This window comes from Gilliamella sp. B3801 (assembly GCF_026536645.1).
GTDB lineage: Bacteria > Pseudomonadota > Gammaproteobacteria > Enterobacterales > Orbaceae > Gilliamella > Gilliamella apicola_I.
The window spans coordinates 146950-172566 of sequence record NZ_JAFNNR010000005.1; the positions used below are offsets into that span (position 1 = coordinate 146950).

Consider the following 25617-nt stretch of genomic DNA (forward strand, 5'->3'; position numbering starts at 1 on the left):
TATAAAAACATATTATGAATAACAAATCTTAAACTTGCTATTTTTAACTATTACAATTTGTTATATAATCAAAAGTATTTTGTCCTTAACGCAATATATTGTCTTACTCATTTATATTTAGGGCGCATTCAACAATTGAGCATCTATTATTAAGGAACCACTATGATGGATTTTTCCCAATCAGTGCCAGAACTGGTCTCTTGGGCAAAAAAAAATGATTTTTCAATTAATTTGCCAGTTGAACGGCTCGCTTTTTTATTGGCGATAGCCGTCTTAAATAGCGAACGCTTTGATGGTGAAATGACTGAATCTGAATTAATTGATGCTTTCAGGCATGTATCACAAATTTTTGAACAGAGTGAAGATACCATTGCTGTTCGAGCAAATAATGCCATTAATGATTTAGTACGCCAGCGATTAATTACGCGTTTTGCTAGCGAAATGACTGATGGTTATTCAATTTATCGTTTGACGCCTTTGGGAATTGGCATTTCGGATTACTATATTCGTCAACGAGAATTTTCTACGTTACGTTTATCAATTCAGCTTTCTATTGTTGCTCAAGAGCTAAAACGTGCAGCAGATGCAGCACTAGAAGGTGGTGATGATCTTCACTGGCATCGTAACGTTTTTGCACCCTTGAAATACTCCGTTGCAGAGATTTTTGATAGTATTGATATTACCCAACGGGTAATGGATGAGCAACAAGCGGATGTAAAACAAAATATTTCGGCATTATTGAGCCAAGATTGGCAAGCAGCAATTAGTAGTTGTGAAGGCTTACTCACTGAAACGTCACAAACATTACGAGAATTGCAAGATACACTCGCCGCTGCAGGCGATAAACTCCAAGCAAGTCTGCTCTTGATTCAAGATGCAACCATGGATAATCCTGAACTTGATAAAATCAATAATGTGGTTATGGATTTACAAGGCAAACTTGATCGTATTATTGGCTGGGGACAAAAGGCGATTGATCTTTGGATTGGTTATGATCGCCATGTTCATAAATTTATCCGTACCGCTATTGATTTAGATAAAAATAGAGTCTTTTCACAGCGATTACGTAAATCAATACAAGGCTATTTCGATTTACCATGGTCACTTATTTTTGCCAATGCTGATCGCCTACTTGATATGCGTGATGAAGAACTTGCACTACATGAAGCAGAAGTAACAGGTGAATTACCGTCAGAACTTGAATTTGAAATGATTGAAGAGATTCAAGAACACATTATTGCCCATATCGAACAAAATTTATTGGTCTTCAAACAAGAAAATAAACCACTGGATATGAGTATCGCTATTCATAGTTATCTAGCACAGTTCCCACGGGAACAACATTTTGATATTGCAAGATTATTTATCGATCAGGCTATTCGTTTAGGGATTGCCGAAAATGATTTACTCGGTATCCCAGCCGAATGGAAACCTATTAACGATTATGGAGCTAAGGTACAAGCACATGTCATCAACAGATACTAAAGATTTAGAATTAGAACAAACAGCTCATCATCTTGATGAAGTTATGGGGCGCGTTGCGGCAAGTTCCCAAGCATCTATCGATAAATATATGCCCGTTAAATTAGCACAGGCAATTGCCAATCCCCTTTTTCCTGAGCTTGATAGTTTATTGCGTTCCGGACGCCATATCGGTATAGATGAACTAGATAATCACGCCTTTTTAATGGATTTTCAACTTGAACTGGAACAATTTTATCAACGTTATAACGTCGAATTAATTCGTGCACCAGAAGGCTTTTTCTACCTTCGTCCTCGTTCAACAACATTAATCCCTCGTTCGGTGTTATCAGAACTTGATATGTTAGTTGGTAAAGTTCTTTGTTACTTATATTTAAGTCCTGAACGGCTAGCGCATGAAGGTATTTTTACCTTACAAGAACTTTTTGATGAGCTTGTGTCATTAGCAGATGAAAGTAAATTACTTAAATTAGTTAATCAACGGTCGACTGGATCAGATTTGGATCGGCAAAAGCTATTTGATAAAGTCAAAACGGCACTTAATCGATTACGTCGTTTAGGCATGATATTTTTTATTGTGGGTAATGACAGTAGCCGTTTTCGTATCAACGAATCTATCTTCCGTTTTGGGGCCGATGTGCGCAGTAGTGATGATGCACAAGAAGCACAATTACGTTTAATTCGAGACGGTGAAGCAATCAAAATCGAGTCATCGCTTATCCTAGACGATGATAATAACGAAGAACAAGAAGAAGATGTTAATGAGGAGATTGAATAATTATGATTGGACACGGTAAGTTTCACTCATTAACCCTAATAAACTGGAATGGTTTTTTTGCCAGAACATTTGAATTAGATCAACTTGTCACCACGCTTTCAGGCGGGAATGGGGCAGGTAAATCCACAACCATGGCGGCGTTTGTGACCGCATTAATTCCTGATTTAACACTATTACACTTTCGAAACACTACTGAAGCCGGTGCAACATCAGGATCACGTGATAAAGGTTTACATGGTAAATTAAAACCTGGCGTTTGTTATTCCATGCTTGATGTCATTAATTCACGTAATCAGCGAATTATATGTGGTGTTCGATTACAGCAGGTGGCTGGGCGTGATAAAAAAGTCGACATCAAACCTTTTCTATTACAAGGTTTGCCTGTTGGCATTAGCCCAACTGAACTGGTAACCGAACGTTTAAATGATAAACAAGCTAGAATTTTATCCTTGCCCGAATTAAAAGATAAAGTCGAAACAATAGAAGGCGTTATCTTTAAGCAATTTAATTCAATTACCGATTATCATTCGGTTATGTTTGACTTTGGTGTATTACCTAAGCGCTTACGTTCCTCATCCGATCGTAGTAAATATTACCGGTTGATTGAAGCGTCACTATATGGTGGTATTTCAAGTGCGATTACTCGCTCACTTCGTGATTACTTACTTCCTGAAAATAGTGGTGTACGTAAAGCGTTTCAGGATATGGAAGCGGCACTTCGTGAAAACCGAATGACACTAGAAGCTATTCGGGTGACTCAATCTGACCGGGACCTATTTAAACATCTTATCACTGAATCAACCGATTACGTGGCTGCGGATTATATGCGTCATGCTAACGAGCGTCGTGTACATATTGAATCGGTGCTGGGTTTACGTCGTGATATGTTCAAAACACAAGATTTGCTCATTAGTAACCAGTTCCGCCAAGTTGAAATGGCAAAAGAACTTAAAGAGTTCCAAGATGCACAAAGTGACTTAGAAACCGACTTACAAGCAGCCAATGATCACCTTAATTTAGCGCAAACAGCGCTACGCCAACAAGAAAAAATTGACCGTTATCAAGCTGATTTAGATGATCTCAATTTAAAACTTGAAGAGCAAAATGAAGTTGTACTTGAAGCGAATGAACAGTATCAAACCTATCGAGATCAAGTGGAACACACCGAACACGAAGTTGATGAAATCAAAACGCAATTAGCGGATTATCAACAAGCACTTGATGTACAACAAACTCGTGCAATTCAATATCAACAAGCGCTGCAAGCACTAAAAAATGCTCAATCTTTATGTCAATTACCCAAATTAGGCATAAGTAATATCGAAAATCATTTTGAAGTTTTTGAAGAAAAACAAAAAGAAATAACTGATCAAGTGCTTGAAATGGAGCAAAGACTCAGTGTTTCTGATGCGGCGATAAATCAATTTGATCGGGCATATCAATTAGTGGTGAAATTAGTTGGCGATGTTGTTCGTAGTGATGCTTGGCGTGCAGCGAAAGAAGCATTAAGACAATGGCCGTCACAATGTTATCAAGCTGAACAAGCTGAACATTTACAACTCCAACTTGATGAATTAGAACAACGCTTTTTTGAACAAAAAGAAGCCGAATCACTATTAACCCAATTCTGTAAACGTATTGGTCGCCAAATTGAATATGATCAACTTGACGAGTTAAAACAAGAACTTGAAATACAACTTGATGAAAACGCAATATTGGCCAATGAATCAAGTGAAAAACGAATCGAATTCAGACAAGAACTTGAACAAATTCAATCCAAAATAGCGGATTATCGACAAAAAGCACCAATGTGGATAAAAGCACAAGATGCCTTAATTGCCCTACAAGAGCAAACTGGACAAAGCTTTACCCACAGTCAAGCTGTTACGCAACATATGCAACAGCTGCTTGAACAAGAACGTGCATTAGTTACAGAACGCGATCAGATAACGTTCAAACGAAATCAATTAGAAACTCAAATTGAACAACTTAATCAACCAAGTGGGGTTGATGATGGTCGTTTATCGGCATTAGCTGAGCGATTTAATGGTGTATTACTTTCTGAAATTTATGAAGATGTCACCATTGATGATGCACCTTATTTCTCAGCCTTATATGGTCCATCACGTCAAGCAATTGTGGTGCCGGATTTGTCGCAAGTTAAAGCACAACTTGAAAATCTGACCACCAGTGAAGAAGATTATCCAGAAGATATCTATTTTATTGAAGGTGATCCATCCTCATTTGATGATAGTGTTTTTGATTGTGAAGAGATGAATAAGGCTGTATTAGTTAAAACAGGTGAACGCCAATGGCGCTTCTCCAGTTTTCCAAAAGTTCCGTTATTTGGGCGAGCAGCACGTGAAATTCATCTTGAAAAACTATCATTAGAGCGAGATGAACTGCATGAACGTTATGCTAACCTCTCATTTGATTTACAAAAATTACAACGTATTGAACAAAATGTTGGTCAATTTATTGGTGAATATTTATCGGTTGCCTTTGATATCGATCCCGAAGCTGAAGCGCAAAAATTAGCGACAAGACGCAATGAAATTGAACGTCAATTGACATCACAAGAATCGATTGATAAACAAAATCAACAGCAAGTTGCCAATTGTAAAGAGCAATTAGTGACAGTAAACCGATTAGTTGCTCAAATGCATTTACTGGCTGATGATGATTTAGCGGATAGAGTAGATGAATTGCGTGAACAGGTTGCTGAAGCACAAGATGCGGCGCAATACGTCAGCCGTCATCGCCATACCGTTTCTGAGCTTGAACCGTTAGTTGCTGTATTACAAAGTGATCCTGAGCAAAACGAAGCATTACGTGAACAATACAACATCGTTAAAGCCCAGCAACACACTATTCGCCAGCAAGTTTTTGCACTTACGGAAGTGATGCAACGCCGAGCTCACTTTAGTTACGAAGATTCAGCTGGAATGTTGAATGAAAATACTGATTTGAACGAAAAATTGCGCGCTCGATTAGAAATTGTTGAAGCACAAAGAACTGAAGCACGCAGTCAAATGCAGCAATATCAAGATAAGTATAATCAATATAATCAAACGTTAGCTTCACTAAAAAGCGCCTTTGAAACTAAAAGAGATATGCTTAATGAACTGCATAAAGAAATAGATCAAATTGGTGTGAAAGCGGATGCGATCACTGAAGAGCGTGCTCGAGCTCGTCGTGATGAAATTCATCAAAAACTAAATAGTAATCGCCAACATTGTACGTCGCTTGAAAAGCAGCTCATTATGTGTGAAAGCGAAATGACGCAAATGCAAAAACGACTAGCACAAACACTGCGGGATTATAAACAGCTTAGAGAACAAGTTGTTGAAGCTAAAGCAGGGTGGTGCTTAGTATTACGTCTAGTTAAAGAAAACAGCGTTGAACGCCGATTACATCGTCGTGAGCTGGCTTATTTAAGTGCAGATGAACTACGTTCAATGTCGGATAAAGCGTTAGGTTCATTACGTTTAGCGGTCAATGACAACGAGCACTTACGTGATGTATTAAGACTATCCGAAGATCCAAAACGACCAGAACGCAAAATTCAATTTTATATTGCCGTTTATAAACATCTTCGCGAGCGAATTCGCCAAGATATCGTCAAAACGGATGACCCAATTGAAGCCATTGAACAAATGGAAATTGAATTATCACGCTTGACCGAAGAATTAACTTCACGTGAGCAACAGTTAGCGATCAGCTCAAAAAGTGTAGCAAATATTATCCGTAAAACTATTCAGCGTGAACAAAACCGTATTCGTATGCTTAACCAAGGTTTACAAGCGGTGGCATTTGGACAGGTGAATGGCGTACGATTAAATGTCACGATTCGTGAAGCTCACTCATCACTGTTAGCGGCATTAGCAGATGACCAGAACGAGCATCAAGATCTCTTCAGCAATAACCGCATAACCTTCTCTGAAGCGTTAGCAAAACTTTATCAACGTTTAAATCCTCATATCGATATGGGACAACGAACCGCACAAAATATTGGTGAAGAATTACTTGATTACCGCAACTATCTAGAAATGGATGTTGAAGTTAATCGAGGGGCAGATGGTTGGTTACGTGCTGAAAGTGGTGCATTATCAACCGGTGAAGCAATCGGTACCGGTATGTCAATACTATTAATGGTTATTCAAAGTTGGGAAGAAGAATCCAAACGCTTACGTAATAAAGATATCTCGCCATGTCGTTTATTATTCTTGGATGAAGCCGCTCGACTTGATGCCAAATCTATTGCCACACTCTTTGAACTTTGTGAACGGTTAGAAATGCAGCTTATTATTGCTGCACCTGAAAACATTAGTCCAGAAAAAGGTACAACCTACAAACTGGTACGTAAAGTGATTAACAATCAAGAACATGTTCATGTGGTTGGATTAAAAGGCTTTGCATAACGGAATACTGGATTGATTTATACCACCTCTTTATTGATGAAAGTCGATAAAGAGGTTATTGTCTGATATTAAATTCCTCAATTAGCTTTTAATAAAAAGAATATCAAAATTGACTAGGTACGGGTTAACAATATCCAGAAGAGTGCTTTACCTTCATTTTTGAAACTACAACTATAGAATGCTAAAAATTTAATTAATTGTGATGAAAAATAAAAAATTATTTTAAATGAAGATTACCTTGTTATTCTGATAAAACAACAAGGTTGTAGGTGTAAAAATAGGATTAACTAATTTTGTTGATTGGACTGATTATCTTCTGAGTTATTATTTGTTTTTTCTTTAATTTTTTTTACCCTTCCAGAAGCTACTGAGGCCATTCTACCAATTGTGTCTCTTAATATTTTACCATCGTCGGTTTTAAACGATGCTTGTTGTTCAGTACCATTTTGATCCATTTCAAAATAGGCCGCTTCACCAAATCCTAGTTTACTAGCATAGAATAGATGAGGAACACTACCGCGAGTGGAATTATATACTTGTACTGCGGCATTATAAGCTTCTCTTCTTATCAGAACTGAGTTTTCAATTTCATCTAATTGAACCATTAATTGTTGGTAAGTTGTATTGGCTTTTAAATCAGGATATCGATTAGCTAACATTTGAACATTCCCTAATATCTGAGAAGTTTGTGACGTGCGGGTAGCTGCGTTGCTAATGCTGTCACTTTCAGTAATGGTAAAGTGTGTAAGCTTTTCGTGATTCCCATAGCTCGAAGCAATATCAGAAAGTCTTTGTGCTATATCTTGTCTCTTTTTGACCGTAGCATAAATATTAGCCTGTGTCTGCTTAACATTTTCGGCTAAACCACGTAGTTTATTATAGGCAAAGAATAACCAACCGGTGATAAAAATTAGAATAATAATAATAGTTGATAACATACATATCCTTATTAAATATCCAATAACTCTTATGTCTAACTATAAGATTGTTAAATTGATGATGCAAATTAACATAAAAATACAATTTTAACAACTAGTTGTTAATTATAAAATTTTTGAAACTGATTAAGTTTTAAGGAAAATTTAGATATTCGCATAGGATATTTCTTATTTTAGTTATCGCCATTTTTATTGATTTGAAAAGATAATTTTAGAAATACTTTTTTAGTAAATTAACGTGAGTTTTCAATACAAATTGAGTTAGAAGAATAAAATTCTAATTTGTGGTGACCGATTAAATTTCATTTTTTAGAGAAAACATAAGTTAATATAATCAAAAAGCAAATTATCGATTTGCTAATTCTTATTATATTAACTTATTGGCTGACATTATTTTGAACTAATAATTGCTCAAGTCTGATTGCCAAAGGATATACGGATCATAATCATCATCCCCATCAGGTAAAGCTCCTGTTTTTGGTGCCTGTGTAAAATCGGTTTCAGCTAATTGACCATTATCGAGATACTCTATTTTCCATATCAATAAATTCTTTCTGCTTTCGGGTTTATCAAGGTTGTAACTAATATGAGAAAGTGAATTATGATAAATAATTTGTCGCCAGCAAGCATCAGAATTTTTAATACAGTATTTGATACTAATTGGCTGATATTTTTTGCCATCTTTCAATAACACGGGTATGGCTTTTTGTTCTTGGCTATCAACAAAAAATGACAAAGAAAGATTATCGGCTAAATGAGCTTTATATTCAGTATAATCGGTATTTGTTTGTGATTGAGGTTGTTTTTGGAAACTATTTTGACTTTCATCTGCATAACTATTACTACCATACAAACTACATAAGAATAATATAGGAATGAATTTTTTCATGATATATTCCATTGTTTGGTTTAGTAAATTGGATTAAGTAATATAGCCAAATGATTAAAGGCTAATAGAAAAGCTATAACAAAAAAATTAGTTATAGCGTACTTAATAGAATAGCTTAAAAAGAAAATAATATGTAGTCATTTCTTGTTAGTGTAGTGATAACATAAGAAAAATTAACCAGTATTAACAAATATTAATCGCAATTTAAAAAAAGAGAATAATTTAAGTGATTAAGCCTTATATCAACCAATACCTTAACCTTATTCAAAAGCAAAAGAATAAAAATAATCAAACCAAATTAAACTCAAAAATAAATTGTTGCCGTCTGATAACGAATAATCTTTATCTTATAATTTAGTTGTTTTGATTTGAGTAACTGTTAATAGGACAGTTATACAAGCCATCGTTATACGATTTTTAGTTATATGAGATACGTATAACATAAATAATGTGGTTGTAAATATATCTTATGGACGCTTGAAGAATAGAAAACTAGGCTTTAAGGCTTTTTTTACTAGCTTTGATGTGTTTTAAAGAATTTTGAAGAATGTTGCTGATTATTGAATTGGTGCCGTGGGCGGGACTTGAACCCGCATGCCCTTAGAGCACTACCCCCTCAAGATAGCGTGTCTACCAATTTCACCACCACGGCGCCGTAATTAATTTGGAATATCCGATGTCGGATTATCATTTGTTGTTTGTTGTGTTGTCACAGGCGTACTTTCATTCACGTCAATGTGACTGAATTTACTGGTACCGACCATGTTAGATAACACAATGCTTAATGCAAAGAATAGCACACCTAAAACGGTAGTTGTACGTGTTAAAAAGTTACCACTGCCTGATGAACCAAATAAGGTTGCAGATGCACCTGCCCCAAATGAAGAGCCCATTTCAGCACCTTTACCACGCTGTATTAATACTAGTACAATTATTGCTAAAGCAATAACCAAATAACCTGCTATTAAAATTCCGTACATTTTAACCTGTCACTTTTTAAGTGTTATACAACAAAAATTTATAGATGCGAAATATTAGCGAAAGTGTGACAAACAAGCAAGTATATTTTCTTATTTTCTGTATTTATCGTAATCAATTGTATGTTTCCGGGGTAAAAATCAGTATAATGTCGCCATTTTTATTATAGTATCGTTGTTTTATGAAATTTATTGTTAAGCTGTTTCCTGAAATTACCATTAAAAGTGAATCTGTTCGTTTACGTTTTATAAAAATATTGACCAGTAATATTCGTAACATTTTGAAACGTCATATTGAAGACGTTGCGGTTATTCGTCATTGGGATTTTATTGAAGTCCGTCCAAAAGTTGCCAACAGTGAAGCGCAAATTCTTGATTTATTAATCCGGATTCCCGGTATTCATCATATTTTAGCGGTCGATGAGATGCCTTATGTGGATATTCATGACATATTCGAAAAAGCATTGAATTACTATGCGCCGTTAATCGAAAACAAATCATTTTGTGTAAGGGTTAAACGTCGAGGAAAACATGATTTTACCTCGATTGATGTTGAGCGTTATGTCGGTGGGGGGCTTAATCAATATGTTGCTTCATCTAAAGTGAAATTAACTCGCCCTGACATTACTGTTAATTTAGAAATTGATAAAGATAAGTTGTTGCTTGTTAAAGGTCGATATGATGGTATTGGTGGGTTTCCAACAGGCACACAAGAAGATGTGATTTCGTTAATTTCAGGCGGTTTTGATTCTGGTGTGTCAAGCTATATGCTCATTAGACGTGGCTGTCGTGTTCATTATTGCTTTTTTAATCTTGGCGGTAAGACACATGAAATTGGTGTTAAACAGATGGCACACTATTTATGGGAGCGTTTTGGGAGTTCACATAAAGTTCGTTTTATTGCTATCGATTTTGCCGACGTGGTAGGTGAGATTCTTGAAAAGGTGGATGACGGTCAAATGGGCGTTATTCTTAAACGAATGATGATTCGAGCTGCCTCAAAAATTGCTCAGCGCTATAAGGTCGAAGCGTTAGTTACTGGTGAGGCTTTAGGGCAAGTCTCAAGTCAAACTTTAACCAATTTACGCTTAATCGATAATGTCAGTGATACTTTAGTGTTACGTCCTCTTATTACGCATGATAAAGAAACTATTATTAATCTTGCTCGTCAGATTGGAACGGAAGATATTGCTAAAACGATGCCAGAATTTTGTGGTGTGATTTCGAAAAGTCCAACCGTGAAGGCAGTAAAAGAAAAAATTGAAGCCGAAGAGTTGAATTTTGATTTTTCTATTTTAGATAAGGCGGTTGACGAAGCTGAAAATATCGATATCCGCGAAATTGCTAAACAAGCCGATACAACTATCACGCAAGTAGAAACTGTTAGTAAACTTAATGATGAACATGTGGTTATTGATATTCGTTCCCCAGATGAACAAGAAGATCAGCCTCTTGAATTAAACGATGTTGAAGTTAAGCTTATTCCATTTTATAAGTTGGCCACTCAATTCGGCGATTTAGATCAATCTAAGCAATATTTACTTTATTGTGCACGAGGTGTAATGAGTAAATTACAGGCTTTATACCTTATTGAACAGGGTTTTTGTAACGTTAAAATATTTAAAGAATAAAATTGCTAAGAATTTTGTATATTGTTAGCACTTTTTGCATATATAATAACGGTAAGGAAAAAATAAAAGCTATATCAATAATAGGATTAATTTTAATTAAAATATAAATATTATGAATCAATAGGATTAAGAGGGTTGTAATGAACAAATTACTTGTAGTTGATGATGATCCAGAGATAGCCTCGTTGTTGTGTGAATTATTAGAATTAGAAGGATTTGAAGTTGTAACAGCTAATAATGGAGTACAGGCTTTAGATAAGTTTGATAATACCATTGATCTTATATTACTTGATATTATGATGCCTGAAATGAATGGATTAAGTGTTTTATCTCAACTTAGAAATAAATACACGGTTCCAGTTATTTTTTTAACAGCTAAAGACAACGAGTTTGACAAAATTATTGGACTTGAACTTGGTGCAGATGATTATATCTTGAAACCATTTAATGATAGGGAGTTAGTTGCGCGGATTAACGCACTATTACGTCGTAAACGTTGGGATAATTTAGTTGGTGGCTTTGGTGAGAAGTCTCTTCAATATACGATTGATAAATTAACCGTTAATCGAAAGCAACAATCTGTTTCTTTTGATGACAAATATATTGAATTAACAGGCACCGAATTTCAAATATTATTAAAACTTCTTGAAAATGCAGGAAAAATAATTTCTCGTGATACCTTGAGTGAAACAGTGCTTGGTAAAGAGTTTATTCCTCTTGCGCGTTCAATTGATGTTCATGTTTCTAATTTACGTAAGAAGCTTCCACCCCGTAGTGATGGCTTACCGTGGATTAAAACATTGCGATCTAAGGGCTATCTATTTGTCGTAGATCAGAATGATGATCTGTTACAAAGTTAGATGTTGTTTATTAAAAAGGTAAGAAGATATGTGGATTTTTGATCGTCTGACTATCCGAATATTCACTATATTCTTACTGACAATAGCTTTTTTTTTGATGCTGATTATCGTTTTGCCGACTCTGGATTCCCGAAATTTAACTTATTTGGCGAATAAAGAAAAAGAAACTGGCAATATACTCGCTAATCAGCTCGAAAAAGAGCTAATCAATGTTCCTAAAAATAGTTTTCGTTGGTGGATGCGTTTTATTGTTGTTATGGATAATCATCAAAAATCCGAACAATTCTTATTTATCTTAACACCCAATGAGCAAATCATAACCGCAGATACTAAAAACATAGATTTAGTAAAAAACTTTAGTGAAAAATCTCATAATGTTGATGATCCTGCTAAAAAGATTTATGGTTCGCAAGAAATCATCGGCCCATTTCTGGTTAATTACGCTAAAGAGCAATATAAATTGTATGTTTTACAACCAGCATCGGATATTCAATCACAGTTTGTTAGCCTTATCTTCGATCATCCCTTTTTGTTGTTAGCATTAACGATGTTAATTAGCTCACCATTTTTACTTTGGTTATCTTGGAGTATCGCAAAACCAGCAAGACGTTTAAAAAGCGCAGCTGATCAGGTTGCTAAAGGTAATTTACAAGAGTGGCCAGATCTCGAAACAATTGGTTCTTCTGAGTATAAAGCAACAGGTGCAAGTTTTAACCATATGTTACGGGAACTGAAACGAATGCAAGAATCTCAGCAACGTTTGTTTTCCGATATCTCTCATGAATTACGAACACCATTAACACGTTTACAGCTTGCCGCATCATTATTGCGTCGTAAGCAAGGCGAAGGTACAGAAGTCACTCGTATTAATAATGAAGCCTTAAAACTCGATGCCATGATTGGTGATCTATTATCATTAGCCAGACATCAATATGATAATAATGAGATTCGGGAATTAAATAGTATTAATGTGTTATTTAAGCAAGTGCTTGATAATGCCACATTTGAAGCAGAACAAATTGGAAAAGATTTCTTAATTATAAATCCACCGGGCAATCAGACTATTTTGTGTTATCCAGCGGCGTTATGTAGTGCGCTTGAAAATGTAATACGCAATGCTTTTCGTTATTCAAATCATAAAATTGTGGTGGATTTTGTCGCGCATCATAAACACCTAACTATTACTATTGACGATGATGGGTTAGGGGTGGCAGATAATGAATTAGAACAGATCTTTAGACCCTTTTATCGTACCAGCGAAGCACGAGATCGTGAATCAGGTGGGACAGGTTTAGGTTTAGCTATTGTTTGTAATGCGATAACACGAGACCACGGAACTGTTAAAGCAGAGAAAAGTCCGTTAGGGGGACTAAGAGTTGTGATAGTATTGCCTATCCAAAATAAAAAATAGAAGAGAATTGTTGTGTCTAAAGCGCCATTAAATATTGTTTTGTTCGAACCCGAAATTCCTGCTAATACAGGTAATATTATCCGTCTTTGTGCAAATACGGGCTTTAATTTACATATTATTGAACCAATGGGATTCTTTTGGGATGATAAAAAACTTAGGCGTGCAGGATTGGATTATCAAGAGTTTGTCGATGTAAAACGTTATAAAAATATTCATCATTTTTTAGAATCAAACCAACTTGATTTAGCCACCCAAGTTTATGCATTAACCACAAAAGGGCAAAAGTCACATAGTGAAGTTAGTTATAAACACAATGACTTTTTGATGTTTGGCCCAGAAACACGGGGATTACCAGCTTCTATACTTGATGTGCTTCCACAAGATCATAAAATTCGCATTCCTATGTTAGCCAATAGCCGTAGCATGAATTTGTCTAACTCCGTTGCGGTGGTAGTTTATGAATCATGGCGACAATTAGGTTATATCGGTGCTAAATAACTATTTAGTCGTTGTTTGAAAAACTGGAAATGAAGGATAAAAAAGAGTTTAGTTATTTTATCAATGTTGACAAGTAACTTTGTGAGCGTTGTTTTGAATATAGCCAGACTGTTTAAGCCTCGCTATATTCTTTCAATCGTTAAGATATTTAACCGATTTTATTTAACACGTGAAACGTATTCGCCTGAACGTGTATCAACTTTAAGTACTTCACCAATTTGTACAAACAGTGGTACACGGACAACAGCACCAGTTGATAATGTTGCTGGTTTACCGCCAGTTCCTGCTGTATCACCTTTTAAACCTGGATCTGTTTCGATAACTTCAAGTTCAACAAAGTTAGGTGGGGTAACGGCGATAGGTTGTCCGTTCCATAATGTTAAGATACATTCTGCTTGATCAACTAACCATTTAGCGTTATCTCCAACTGCTTTCGCATCAGCAGATAATTGTTCAAATGTGTCGTTATTCATGAAGTGCCAAAATTCACCGTCGGTATATAAATAGGTTAGATTCATATCGACAACATCGGCAGCTTCAACTGATTCACCTGATTTGAACGTTTTATCAACGGTTTTACCAGAAAGTAATTTTTTAATTTTAACGCGGTTAATTGCTTGCCCTTTTCCGGGTTTATAAAATTCGTTTTCAACAATTACGCACGGCTCACCATCTTGCATTATTTTAAGACCGGCTTTAAACTCATTAGTACTATAAGATGCCATAAAAGCTCCAACTATGATTCTGAATTACAAAAATGAGCCATATTATACAGCAAAAAGTTGAACTACCAAATAAAGATGACTGGATTTTTGATCTTGCTAATGTTGTGACCGATATCAAGCAACTTTATTGTTATTTAGATTTGGATCCAGATACGATTTCTATATCAATGAAACAAGCGAAAAAACAGTTTCCGCTTCGAGTTCCTATGGCTTTTATTCATCGAATGAAGAAGGGTGACTATACGGATCCGCTATTGTTACAAGTGCTTTGTAATGATAATGAAATGATTGAAGTTAGTGGTTTTAGTGCCGATCCGTTGCTAGAACAAGATAACGCTATTCCGGGATTATTGCATAAATATCACAATCGAGCCTTGTTGATGACTAAAACGGCGTGTGCGATTAATTGCCGTTACTGTTTTAGGCGACATTTTCCGTATCATGAAAATCAAGGTAATAAAAAAAATTTAACGGTTGCATTAGATTATATTACGAATCATCCAGAGCTTGATGAAATCATATTATCTGGTGGTGATCCATTAATGGCTAAAGACCATGAATTAGATTATCTAATGAGTGAATTAGAAAAAATTAAGCATGTTAAACGGCTACGCATTCATACCCGTTTAGCGGTAGTGATTCCTTCACGTATTACTGATACACTTTGTCGACTTTTTGCTAAAAGTCGTTTACAAATTGTTGTTGTCACGCATATTAATCATCCTAATGAAATTGATGATGATGTGTCACAAGCGGTTAATCAATTAAAGCAACATAATGTGACCGTTCTTAATCAAAGTGTGTTATTGAAAAATATTAATGATAATGTAACGACGTTAGCACAATTGAGTAATAAGCTATTTGATAATGGTATTTTGCCTTATTACATACATTTATTAGATAAAGTACAAGGTGCCGCTCATTTTTTAGTAGAAGACAAGCACGCTAAACAATTAATGAAGCAGTTATCTGAACAGGTATCGGGTTATTTAGTTCCTAAATTAGCACGTGAAGTCGGCGGTGAAAAAAGTAAGCGAGTTCTAACTTTTAATGATTAATTTATTCGATATTAAAGGGTGACATGATATCTGATACTTACGGCAGTGACGGCTATTTTAGGTTATTTTTATATCATTTATCTTTTAAAATCTCATTGACGAAAAATAAAATAGCCTCTATAATTCCGACCTCTTTAATTAATGCTGTGGAGTTTTTACTCTACAACTTGTTGATAAATTAGATTTGGATATAAATCGTCATGAAACGCACATTTCAACCATCAGTATTAAAACGCAACAGAACTCACGGTTTCCGTGCACGTATGGCTACTAAAAACGGTCGTCAAGTTCTTGCTCGCCGTCGTGCTAAAGGCCGTGCTCGTTTAACTGTTTCTAGCTAATTTAAAGTTGAGTGACTAAACTCACTTTTCCTCGGGAGTTGCGCTTGTTAACTCCCTTTGATTTCAATTATGTTTTTCAAGAATCCACACGAGCGGGATCGCCTTTCCTTACGCTAATTACTCGTAAAAACCAGTTATCGCATCCACGTTTGGGATTTGCTATAGCTAAAAAGCAGGTTAAGCGAGCACATGAGCGTAATCGGATCAAACGACTTGCTAAAGAGTATTTCCGTCATCATCAACATCAATTACCTAACATTGATTTTATTTTAATGGCGAAGCAACCTGTTATAGAATTAGATAATCAACAACTTTTCGCTACATTAGATAAACTATGCCAAAAAATTGTCGGCAAACACCAGATGTGAACAAAATTTTATTGGTTATCAAACAGCATGTAATGGCTTGTAAATTATTGATAATAAATATTTTTGTTTTAATGATTCGTGTTTATCAAAAAGTCATCAGCCCTTTATTTGGTCCAAAATGTCGCTTTACCCCAACGTGTTCTCAGTATGCAATAATTGCGCTAAGACGCTTTGGATTATTAAAAGGAGGTTGGCTAACAGTGAAACGTGTATTAAAATGTCACCCTTTACATGAGGGAGGAGAAGATCTTGTTCCTCCTAATATTAAAAACAATAGAGAAAAACACTAATGGGATCTCAACGTAATATTTTAGTTATTGCTTTACTTTTTGTATCGTTTTTTATTTGGAAGGCTTGGGAAGAGGATCATGCCCCTAAACCACCTATTACCAATCAAATGACACAACATGTTAGTGATAATGATTCGAATGATGCTTCACTGCTTGGTAAGAGCATTATTGTTAAATCTGATGTTCTTTCACTTACCATTAATACTTACGGCGGTGATGTGCAAGCGGCTCAATTATTAAAATATGAGCAGACTCTCCATTCAGGTACACCTTTCCAATTGTTAACCTCACGTCCTGATTATGTTTATATTGCCGAAAGTGGTTTAACCGGTAAAGATGGCCCTGATAATGCGACGCAAAACTCTCAACGTCCTGTTTATCAAACAGCGCAGACCGAATATACGTTAGCTGACGGGCAAGATGAACTGCGCGTACCGCTCAGTTATCAAATCAATGGCGTGAAATACACTAAATATTATGTGTTACATCGTGGCAGTTATGCAATTGATGTTGAGTATGCAATTGATAACCAAAGTTCAACGCCTGTTGAAGTTGCGATGTATGGGCAGTTAAAACAGACTATTGAGTTACCACATGATGCCGTGACTGAAGGTGGTGGTGGATTAGGGCTAAGTGCTTTCCGTGGTACGGCTTACTCTAGCGCTGATACAAATTATAGCAAATACAGTTTTGACGATATTAAAAATAAAGCATTATCTATCGAAACAACAACAGGCTGGGTTGCGATGTTGCAACACTATTTTGCATCGGCTTGGGTTCCAACACAGGATCAGAAGAATTTATTCTATTCTCGAGCTGCAGCGAAGAATTCGCAAGCAACCATTGGTTTTAAAGGTGAATCCACGACAGTGCAAGCAGGCAGTACGCAAACGATTAGTGCAAAATTGTGGTTAGGGCCTGAAATTCAAAGCGAATTAAAGCAAACAGCAAAACATCTTGATTTAATTGTGGATTATGGTTGGTTATGGTTCTTATCTCAACCTCTATTTTATTTATTGAAATTTATCCAAAGTTTTGTTGGTAATTGGGGAATTGCAATTATTGCTATCACGTTTATCGTTCGTGGTATTTTATTCCCATTAACACGCGCGCAATATCGCTCAATGGCTAGAATGAAGTTATTACAACCTCGTTTACAAGCGTTAAAAGAGCGTTATGGTGATGACCGACAAAAAATGGGCATGGAAACCATGGCGCTTTATAAGCAAGAAAAAGTGAATCCTTTAGGGGGTTGTTTACCACTGTTGATTCAAATGCCAATTTTCTTGTCATTATTCTATATGTTGGGTAATAGTGTCGAACTCCGTCATGCGCCATTTGCCCTTTGGATTCATGACTTATCAGCACAAGATCCATATTATATTTTACCGTTATTAATGGGTGGGACAATGTTCTTAATTCAGAAGATGTCACCAACACCTGTCACAGACCCATTACAACAAAAATTGATGACCTATATGCCATTAATCTTTACGGTATTCTTCTTATGGTTCCCATCTGGCTTAGTTTTATACTATATTGTCAGTAATTTATTTACGATTGCGCAGCAACGTATTATCTATTGGGAATTAGAGAAAAAAGGTCTTCACGAAAAGAAAAAGAAATAATGAGAATTTGAAGGAGGAGTAAAATCCTCCTTTTTCGTATCTGTTTTTGAGTATTAATTGATTATGAATATACAGCAACAATTACATTTAACTGGAGATGAAAAGGGATATTGGTTTGTTAGTCAAAATGGGCGTCTATGGTTACCGAATGGTAAAGTGCCGTTTGGACAAGCAAACGAACTAGGTTTTACTCAAGAGCTTGCACAACCAATCGGTGAATGGAATGGACAAACGGCTTGGCTTATTTGCAAGCAAATGAAAAACTCTATGAGTTCTATTCGATCTTTGCTTACCTATGAAGCCGATCAATCATTATTCCATATGGCAGGGCGAGCAGTTCAATTATCTGAATTTTATCGTTCTCACAAGTATTGTGGCTATTGTGGAAGCAAGATGTATATCAGTAAGACGGAATGGTGTTGTATGTGTGATAACTGTAAAGAGCGTTATTATCCACAAATCTCACCTTCTATCATTGTTGCTATTCGAGACAAAAATAAAATTTTACTTGCAAAGCATGTTCGTCATAATCAGGATGATTTATATACTGTCTTGGCGGGATTTACTGAAATTGGTGAAACAATGGAAATGGCCGTTAAGCGAGAAGTTTTCGAAGAATCCAAGATACAAATAAAAAATATCCGTTATGTGGCATCACAACCGTGGCCATTCCCTAATTCGCTAATGATGGCGTATTTAGCTGATTATGACAGCGGAGAGATACAAATAGATAAAAACGAATTAGTTGATGCTGGTTGGTATCATTATTCCAATCTTCCTAAAATCCCAGAATATGGCACAATAGCAAGACGGTTAATCGAAGATACTATTGCGCTATGTCGTGATTACGATAAATTTGGTGAAGATTAAAGTTGTTTTATCGGTTTAATGAATATTTTTAAGTTTAAACGTTTTCATTTTGTTTTCTTAAAAATATTCATATTTTAGTGACGGCTACACCATACCGCTAATGCATTACAATCCCAGTTTTTCATCATGTCACACCATGCAGAACGCCAACGTCTGACAGTGTTACTGCTAAAATTCATCTTTTTTTCGATTTGTAAATTATTTTCACCTGATACTAATAAATCGATAAATTGTAACCATAAGTCTGCTCTAGGTAATTTATTTAATTGGGTATCACCTAAAATATTAAAACTTTGTCGGCAACGTTTACATCGATAGCATGTTCGTGTTCCGACTTTGATTGTTTCTGATGATCCACAATGGAGACAAGTAGGCGTTTTTTCATTGAGTAATGCCATTATTTTGGTGTTCATGACTTGATGTTGTTCTTCTAAGGTTGTGGTGATTTTGGCTTGTTTATTATCGGTATACCACCTGTATAAACAAGTATAATTTATTTTTAAATATTGAATGATTGCATGATCGCGTCGTATAACTTTTTCAAGTGAACATGCTAATTTTTTGGCAATATATTGATAGCTTTTATTTTTTATACGGTAAGTGAATATTATTTCTAACCAATTAAATGGTGTCAAACGATTGAAAGGAGTATTCGTCGCCGCGGTAGAATACTTATTGCATGCTTTACAACGATAAGTGTTGGTCGGGTTTGTCCGAATCAAATAAAAATCGCTTTTACCACAAAATGGACATGCTTCAAAACGTTGCAGAGTTATTCTTCTTAAGTTATGAAGAAAATTATTAAGATCATTGTGTAATTCAGATGGAACTAATTCATAAATCATTTATTACTCCCTAATCACTTGCTATCACAAATATTATCAGATATTTAGCTTAACAAGTAGGTGAGCTAACACTTTTTTACATTATTCTGATTTGTAAATTTTGAAGTTTTTTTAAGAAATTTTTTCTCGATATTGAAATTTTAAGAAAACTAAATTAATGGACGATTAACAATTAAGATGATTTTAAAATCTAGATATTTTATAATAGGTTAACTAATTTTATGTTTATCAAAATCTTAAATAAAGAGGCGGGTAAAAATCGACATGCAAATCTATGCATGTCAATTTTATAAATGGCTAAAATTAATTTTGTTAAGTGTTATTTAACCATTCGGCGACTTGTTTAGAGAAATAGCTTAATATGCCATCTGCACCAGCGCGTTTAAAGCAGAGTAATGATTCCATAATTGCTGATTTTTCTTCTAACCAATTATTTTCAATTGCTGCTTTTAACATCGCATATTCCCCAGATACTTGATAGGCAAAAGTCGGAACGGCAAAGGTGTCTTTCACTCGGCGAATAATATCAAGATAAGGCATGCCGGGTTTTACCATGACCATATCAGCACCTTCACTTAAATCTTGATAAATTTCTTGCAAGGCTTCATCGCTATTCGATGGGTCAAGTTGATAAGTTTTTTTATTTCCACCTTTTATATTTTTAGCTGAGCCGACTGCATCTCGGAAAGGGCCATAAAAACTCGAGGCATATTTGGCGGAATAAGCCATTATTTGCGTATTATGAAAACCTTGGGCTTCGAGTTCGTCACGAATTGCGCCAATGCGTCCATCCATCATATCGCTTGGTGCGATAACATCAACACCAGCATGAGCTTGCATCAAGGCTTGTTTAACAAGTGTTTCGACAGAAACATCATTTAGAACATAACCATGTTCATTAATAATACCGTCTTGTCCATGCGTCGTATAAGGATCAAGTGCTACATCGGTTAATATGCCAAGCTCAGGAAATTCTTTTTTTAATGCACGTACGGCTTTGGGAACTAAACCATTTTCATTGTAGGCTTCTTGTGCAAGAAGCGATTTTTTTTCAGGTTCAATAGCGGGAAATAAAGATAAAACCGGAATGCCTAATCGAACAATTTGTTCGGCTTCTTTCAATAACACATCAATGCTCATTCTGTTTACACCTGGCATAGATGCAACCGGTTGAGTAATCTGATTTCCTTCAACAATAAAAACCGGATAAATCAGGTCATTAACACTTAAATTATTTTCTGCAATTAGACGTCGGCTAAAATCTTGTGCCCGATTACGTCTGAGTCGGCGCTTAGGATATTGACCTGTAATAAATGGTGACATAAAAGCTCCTGCTTATTTTTTCTTATTAAAATTAGAGTAATTATCTGATGCCAAAAGCTGTTTAGCAAATTAATTTGCTGTATTAGAATAAATCAAATTTTTACTTTACAACATACGTTGATTAGAGGTAAAATTGCGCACTAATTTTTAGTCCTTTGTGATATTAACCAATTTTGAGGTGAGAGGCACATGCCAGTAATTAAAGTACGTGAAAATGAACCTTTCGATGTAGCATTACGTCGTTTTAAACGTTCTTGCGAAAAAGCAGGAGTTTTAGCTGAAGTTCGTAACCGTGAATTTTACGAAAAACCAACGACAATTCGTAAACGCGCTAAAGCAGCGGCTGTTAAACGTCATGCTAAGAAATTAGAAAGAGAAAACGCTCGTCGCACTCGTTTATATTAATATTTTTGCGATTATTTATACTTAAAATTTAAATTGATATAAAAATCAATTTGTTATATTTTTAATATAAAGAATTCTTACAAGCCGTACACAAGGTACGGCTTGTTGTCTTTCTAAAATGCCAATATTGGTTGAACGTTCATTATGAAAGGTCAAATTCCTCGCGATTTTATTTTAGAACTGATAGCTCGATCTAGCATTCTAGATGTGATCAGTAAACGTGTTAAAATGAAAAAACAGGGAAATAACTATTTTGGTTGTTGTCCTTTTCATGATGAAAAAACGGCTTCTTTTTCGCTTAACGAAAAAAAACAGATCTATTATTGCTTTGGCTGTGGCGCGACGGGTTCTGTCGTCACTTTCTTGATGCAATATGAACGTTTATCATTTCCAGAAGCTATTGAAGAGCTAGCCAATATGCAAGGGATTCGTGTCCCTTATGTCGATAGTGAAAACAAGCAAATCGACCAATCCAAACATATTGAATCTCGAAATATTCGCCGAGATTTATATACGTTAATGGCTAAAATTACCCATTTTTATCAGCAACAATTAGCCCAACCAACATCAACAGATGCCAATCAATACCTTGAACAACGCGGATTGAATGCCGAAATTATCAATCGGTATAAAATTGGTTTTGCGCCAAATGAGTGGCGATTAACCTTACAAAACGTGGTTAAAAGCAAAGCAGAAGCCGAGCTTTATAATCAAGCTGGTATGTTAGTCACGAATGATAATGGTAACCAATATGACCGCTTTCGTGGTCGAATTATGTTCCCGATTCGTGACAGACAAGGTAATGTGATTGCCTTTGGTGGGCGAACGATTATCAATGATAATGCGAAATATATCAATTCACCCGAAACGCCTATTTTTCATAAGGGGTTTCAGTTGTATGGTCTTTATGAAGCACAAGAAGTGAATCGTAATCCTAAACAACTGATGGTGGTTGAAGGATATATGGATGTTGTCTCGCTTGCCCAATTTGGGATAGATTATGCTGTTGCGGCACTTGGTACAGCGACATCTGAAGAGCATATCAAGCTGTTATTTAGAGCAACAGATTCAGTCCTATTTTGTTACGACGGCGATAATGCCGGGCGTAGTGCAGCTTGGCGAGCACTCAATGTTTTATTACCTTGCTTAATTGACGGTAAAGAGATAACTTTTGCTTTTTTACCACAAGATGAAGATCCGGATAGTTTGGTTCGAAAAATAGGTAAAGATGGATTTGAGTCCTATTTACAAACGGCACCAAATTTATCTAAGTTTTTATTTGATGAACTTTTGAAACAAGTTGATTTAAAAACGCCTGAAGGAAAATCTAAATTAAGTTCACTCGCTTTACCTTTAATTGATCAAGTAAAAGCAAAAGCATTCCGTTTAAACTTGTTGCAACAATTAGGTAAATATTTGGGTTTACTTGATGTGTCTCAGCTTGAGCAATTTTTGCGTGCAAGTCGCACTAAAAACGATACAAACACGGTGGTTAATACGCCTGTGTCTCAGGTAAAACTTACTACTATGCGTATTTTAATCGGCTTATTAATTCAGTACCCTTATCTTGCTAAGCTAGTCACCGATATTAAAGCTATCAGTCAAGTGAAAATGGCGGGTATTGAAATTTTAATTGAACTACTTGAATTATGCCAACATTACCCAAATATAACTACTGCACAGATCTTAACTGAATATATTGATAAACCGTTTTATAAGCAACTAAATCGGTTAGCAATATGGGAGCACCATTATCAAGACAATCAAATAGAGTCAATTTTTTCGCATACGTTAAAAGAGTTATATGATAATATACTCGCCCAACGGCAAGATGAACTGATCGCAAAAGAGAGAGTCTCCGGCTTAAGTACCGCAGAGAAAAAAGAATTAGCGACACTTATACTTGTTTTATCGAAAAAAGACTAAATATTGGGTATATGTAGAACCAAATTTTACCGCGTTTTACATATATAATATACATGACCGAACAACTTTAATGTGGATACCTTTATGGAGCAAAATTCTCAATCACAGCTTAAACTCCTAATCATTCGAGGTAAGGAGTTAGGATATTTAACCTATGCTGATGTCAACGATCACTTGCCTGAAGAGATTATTGATTCAGATCAGATTGAAGATATAATCCAAATGATTAATGACATGGGGATTCAAGTGCTTGAAGAAGCCCCAGATTCTGATGACTTATTACTTTCAGACAATGTCCCTGATGAAGAAGCCGTTGAAGCAGCAACGGCATTGGTATTATCAAATGTTGAGTCAGAAATTGGTAGAACAACCGATCCCGTCCGTATGTATATGCGTGAAATGGGGGCAGTGGAACTACTAACTCGTGAAGGCGAAATTGATATAGCCAAACGTATTGAAGATGGGATTAACCAAGTTCAAACGTCGGTATCAGAATATCCAGAAGCAATTACATATCTTTTAGAACAATATAATTTAACCGAAAGTGGTGAGGTACGATTATCCGACCTAATCACTGGTTTTGTTGATCCTAATGCTGAAGGATCAGGTGATGCACTTCCTGAAGATTTGGAAGATAGTGAAGCTGACATCGAACTTGATGACAGTGATGATGAAAGCGAAGATGAAGATAGCGATTCTTCAGCAGACGATGATGTCTCTATTGATCCTGAAGTTGCACGTGCTAAATTTGCTGAATTAAAAGAGCAACACGATAAAACATCAGAAGCGATCAAAAAATACGGACGAGCTCACAAAAAAGCACAAAAAGAGATCGAAAATTTATCTGAAATATTTAAGCAATTTCGTTTAGTTGGTAAACAGTTCGACATTCTAGTCAACAATATGCGAAGCATGATGGATCGTGTAAGAGCACATGAACGTGTCATTATGAAGATTTGTGTCGAACAAAGTAAAATGCCGAAAAAACAGTTTATGACCTATTTTACGGGTAATGAAAATAACATGAACTGGTTTACTAAAGCATCAAGCTCAAAAGGGGCTTTTGCCGCTAATTTAAAAGAGTTTGAAGAGCAAGTTGCTGCACAAATTGAATCGCTTCAAAAAATTGAAACGGAAACTAATCTTTCTATCGAACAGATTAAAGATATTAATCGTCGTATGTCTATTGGTGAGGCAAAAGCTCGTCGTGCCAAGAAAGAAATGGTTGAAGCAAACTTACGTTTAGTGATTTCTATTGCTAAAAAATATACAAACCGTGGTTTACAGTTCTTAGATCTTATCCAAGAAGGTAATATTGGTTTGATGAAAGCAGTTGATAAGTTTGAATATCGTCGTGGTTATAAATTTTCAACCTATGCAACTTGGTGGATCAGACAAGCGATTACTCGTTCGATTGCGGATCAGGCAAGAACTATCCGTATTCCAGTACATATGATTGAAACGATTAATAAATTGAATCGTATTTCACGTCAAATGTTACAAGAAATCGGTCGTGAACCTACGCCAGAAGAGTTGTCAGAGCGCATGCAAATGCCTGAAGACAAAATACGTAAAGTACTTAAGATTGCCAAAGAACCAATCTCAATGGAAACCCCAGTCGGTGATGATGAAGATTCACATTTAGGGGACTTTATCGAGGATACGGCTCTTGAGCAACCATTAGATGCGGCAACATCTGAAAGTTTACGTAGCGCAACACGTGATATTCTTTCTGGATTAACCCCACGTGAAGCAAAAGTTTTACGTATGCGGTTTGGTATTGATATGAATACCGATCATACGCTTGAAGAAGTTGGTAAACAGTTTGATGTAACACGTGAACGTATTCGTCAAATTGAAGCCAAAGCACTGCGTAAATTGCGTCATCCTAGCCGTTCAGACGTGTTACGTAGCTTTTTAGAATAGTATTTTTTTATTTGTAACTATATCGCC

The 25617-nt window shown here is 35.8% G+C and carries 22 protein-coding genes and 1 tRNA gene; 16 read left to right on the forward strand and 7 right to left on the reverse strand.

Annotation, left to right across the window (positions count from 1 at the left end; genetic code table 11):
• The first annotated feature begins 162 nt into the window (after positions 1 to 162).
• Genes mukF through mukB form a run of 3 tightly spaced genes read left to right on the forward strand, consistent with a single transcriptional unit; the run spans position 163 to position 6681 of the window.
• Positions 163 to 1485 (forward strand): chromosome partition protein MukF, encoded by a 1323-nt coding sequence (gene mukF / locus J3U14_RS05975; RefSeq protein WP_267352378.1) that lies wholly within the window; start codon positions 163 to 165, stop codon positions 1483 to 1485.
• Positions 1486 to 1528: 43 nt separating this feature from the next.
• Positions 1529 to 2260: a chromosome partition protein MukE gene (gene mukE, locus J3U14_RS05980; protein WP_416380173.1), complete on the forward strand. Its 732-nt coding sequence runs from the start codon at positions 1529 to 1531 to the stop codon at positions 2258 to 2260.
• Positions 2261 to 2262: 2 nt separating this feature from the next.
• Positions 2263 to 6681 carry a chromosome partition protein MukB gene (gene mukB / locus J3U14_RS05985; RefSeq protein WP_267352376.1) on the forward strand — a complete coding sequence of 1473 codons (4419 nt, stop codon included), beginning with the start codon at positions 2263 to 2265 and terminating at the stop codon, positions 6679 to 6681.
• Positions 6682 to 6968: 287 nt separating this feature from the next.
• Here the strand turns inward: mukB and J3U14_RS05990 are convergent, their stop codons facing one another.
• The 4 genes from J3U14_RS05990 to secG form a co-directional block, all read right to left on the reverse strand.
• Positions 6969 to 7619: a LemA family protein gene (locus J3U14_RS05990; protein WP_267352375.1), complete on the reverse strand. Its 651-nt coding sequence runs from the start codon at positions 7617 to 7619 to the stop codon at positions 6969 to 6971.
• Positions 7620 to 8019: 400 nt separating this feature from the next.
• Complete coding sequence (locus tag J3U14_RS05995) at positions 8020 to 8508, reverse strand: hypothetical protein (RefSeq protein WP_267352374.1); 489 nt, start codon at positions 8506 to 8508, stop codon at positions 8020 to 8022.
• 566 nt (positions 8509 to 9074) lie between these two features.
• A tRNA-Leu gene (locus J3U14_RS06000) sits at positions 9075 to 9160 on the reverse strand.
• 7 nt (positions 9161 to 9167) lie between these two features.
• Complete coding sequence (gene secG / locus J3U14_RS06005) at positions 9168 to 9488, reverse strand: preprotein translocase subunit SecG (protein WP_267352373.1); 321 nt, start codon at positions 9486 to 9488, stop codon at positions 9168 to 9170.
• Positions 9489 to 9667: 179 nt separating this feature from the next.
• Here secG and thiI point away from each other — a divergent pair, with 179 nt between their 5' ends.
• The 4 genes from thiI to trmL all read left to right on the forward strand — a co-directional run bounded on the left by thiI (position 9668) and on the right by trmL (position 13885).
• Entirely contained in the window at positions 9668 to 11116 is a 1449-nt protein-coding gene (gene thiI, locus J3U14_RS06010) for a tRNA uracil 4-sulfurtransferase ThiI (protein WP_267352372.1), read from the forward strand.
• A 140-nt stretch (positions 11117 to 11256) separates the two neighbouring features.
• Positions 11257 to 11976 (forward strand): response regulator, encoded by a 720-nt coding sequence (locus J3U14_RS06015; protein ID WP_065558927.1) that lies wholly within the window; start codon positions 11257 to 11259, stop codon positions 11974 to 11976.
• A 28-nt stretch (positions 11977 to 12004) separates the two neighbouring features.
• Positions 12005 to 13387 carry an envelope stress sensor histidine kinase CpxA gene (gene cpxA / locus J3U14_RS06020; RefSeq protein WP_416380171.1) on the forward strand — a complete coding sequence of 461 codons (1383 nt, stop codon included), beginning with the start codon at positions 12005 to 12007 and terminating at the stop codon, positions 13385 to 13387.
• 12 nt (positions 13388 to 13399) lie between these two features.
• A complete protein-coding gene (gene trmL / locus J3U14_RS06025) occupies positions 13400 to 13885 on the forward strand; it encodes a tRNA (uridine(34)/cytosine(34)/5-carboxymethylaminomethyluridine(34)-2'-O)-methyltransferase TrmL (RefSeq protein WP_267352371.1) in 486 nt (161 codons plus the stop codon).
• 158 nt (positions 13886 to 14043) lie between these two features.
• On the opposite strand, the gene efp is transcribed toward trmL, so the two are convergent.
• Complete coding sequence (gene efp / locus J3U14_RS06030) at positions 14044 to 14610, reverse strand: elongation factor P (protein ID WP_034882790.1); 567 nt, start codon at positions 14608 to 14610, stop codon at positions 14044 to 14046.
• Between the two features lie 32 nt (positions 14611 to 14642).
• Here efp and epmB point away from each other — a divergent pair, with 32 nt between their 5' ends.
• The 6 genes from epmB (at position 14643) to nudC (ending at position 19165) form a co-directional block, all read left to right on the forward strand.
• A complete protein-coding gene (gene epmB / locus J3U14_RS06035) occupies positions 14643 to 15668 on the forward strand; it encodes an EF-P beta-lysylation protein EpmB (protein ID WP_267352370.1) in 1026 nt (341 codons plus the stop codon).
• Positions 15669 to 15868: 200 nt separating this feature from the next.
• Positions 15869 to 16009 (forward strand): 50S ribosomal protein L34, encoded by a 141-nt coding sequence (gene rpmH, locus J3U14_RS06040; protein ID WP_039105005.1) that lies wholly within the window; start codon positions 15869 to 15871, stop codon positions 16007 to 16009.
• A gap of 11 nt (positions 16010 to 16020) precedes the next feature.
• Positions 16021 to 16377 (forward strand): ribonuclease P protein component, encoded by a 357-nt coding sequence (rnpA, locus tag J3U14_RS06045; protein ID WP_267352369.1) that lies wholly within the window; start codon positions 16021 to 16023, stop codon positions 16375 to 16377.
• Between the two features lie 32 nt (positions 16378 to 16409).
• Positions 16410 to 16667 (forward strand): membrane protein insertion efficiency factor YidD, encoded by a 258-nt coding sequence (yidD, locus tag J3U14_RS06050; RefSeq protein ID WP_267352429.1) that lies wholly within the window; start codon positions 16410 to 16412, stop codon positions 16665 to 16667.
• Positions 16667 to 18295, forward strand: a complete 1629-nt coding sequence (gene yidC, locus J3U14_RS06055) for a membrane protein insertase YidC (RefSeq protein WP_065558924.1) — start codon at positions 16667 to 16669, stop codon at positions 18293 to 18295. The genes yidD and yidC overlap by 1 nt, the downstream gene beginning before the upstream one ends.
• Positions 18296 to 18358: 63 nt before the next feature.
• The gene (nudC, locus tag J3U14_RS06060) at positions 18359 to 19165 is read left to right on the forward strand and encodes an NAD(+) diphosphatase (RefSeq protein ID WP_267352368.1); all 807 of its coding nucleotides are present in this window, start codon (positions 18359 to 18361) and stop codon (positions 19163 to 19165) included.
• A gap of 74 nt (positions 19166 to 19239) precedes the next feature.
• Here nudC and J3U14_RS06065 read toward each other — a convergent pair whose 3' ends face one another.
• Together J3U14_RS06065 and hemB are read right to left on the reverse strand one after the other, a co-directional pair.
• Positions 19240 to 20010, reverse strand: coding sequence for a hypothetical protein (locus J3U14_RS06065; protein WP_267352367.1), 771 nt, complete (start codon positions 20008 to 20010; stop codon positions 19240 to 19242).
• A 312-nt stretch (positions 20011 to 20322) separates the two neighbouring features.
• On the reverse strand, positions 20323 to 21333 hold the full coding sequence (gene hemB / locus J3U14_RS06070) for a porphobilinogen synthase (RefSeq protein WP_267352366.1): 1011 nt from the start codon (positions 21331 to 21333) through the stop codon (positions 20323 to 20325).
• A 189-nt stretch (positions 21334 to 21522) separates the two neighbouring features.
• Between hemB and rpsU the strand changes: the two genes are divergently transcribed.
• The 3 genes from rpsU (at position 21523) to rpoD (ending at position 25590) form a co-directional block, all read left to right on the forward strand.
• Entirely contained in the window at positions 21523 to 21738 is a 216-nt protein-coding gene (rpsU, locus tag J3U14_RS06075) for a 30S ribosomal protein S21 (RefSeq protein ID WP_034882800.1), read from the forward strand.
• Positions 21739 to 21882: 144 nt separating this feature from the next.
• Positions 21883 to 23664 carry a DNA primase gene (dnaG, locus tag J3U14_RS06080; protein ID WP_267352365.1) on the forward strand — a complete coding sequence of 594 codons (1782 nt, stop codon included), beginning with the start codon at positions 21883 to 21885 and terminating at the stop codon, positions 23662 to 23664.
• 84 nt (positions 23665 to 23748) lie between these two features.
• A complete protein-coding gene (gene rpoD, locus J3U14_RS06085; protein ID WP_267352364.1) occupies positions 23749 to 25590 on the forward strand; it encodes an RNA polymerase sigma factor RpoD in 1842 nt (613 codons plus the stop codon).
• Positions 25591 to 25617 lie beyond the last annotated feature (27 nt).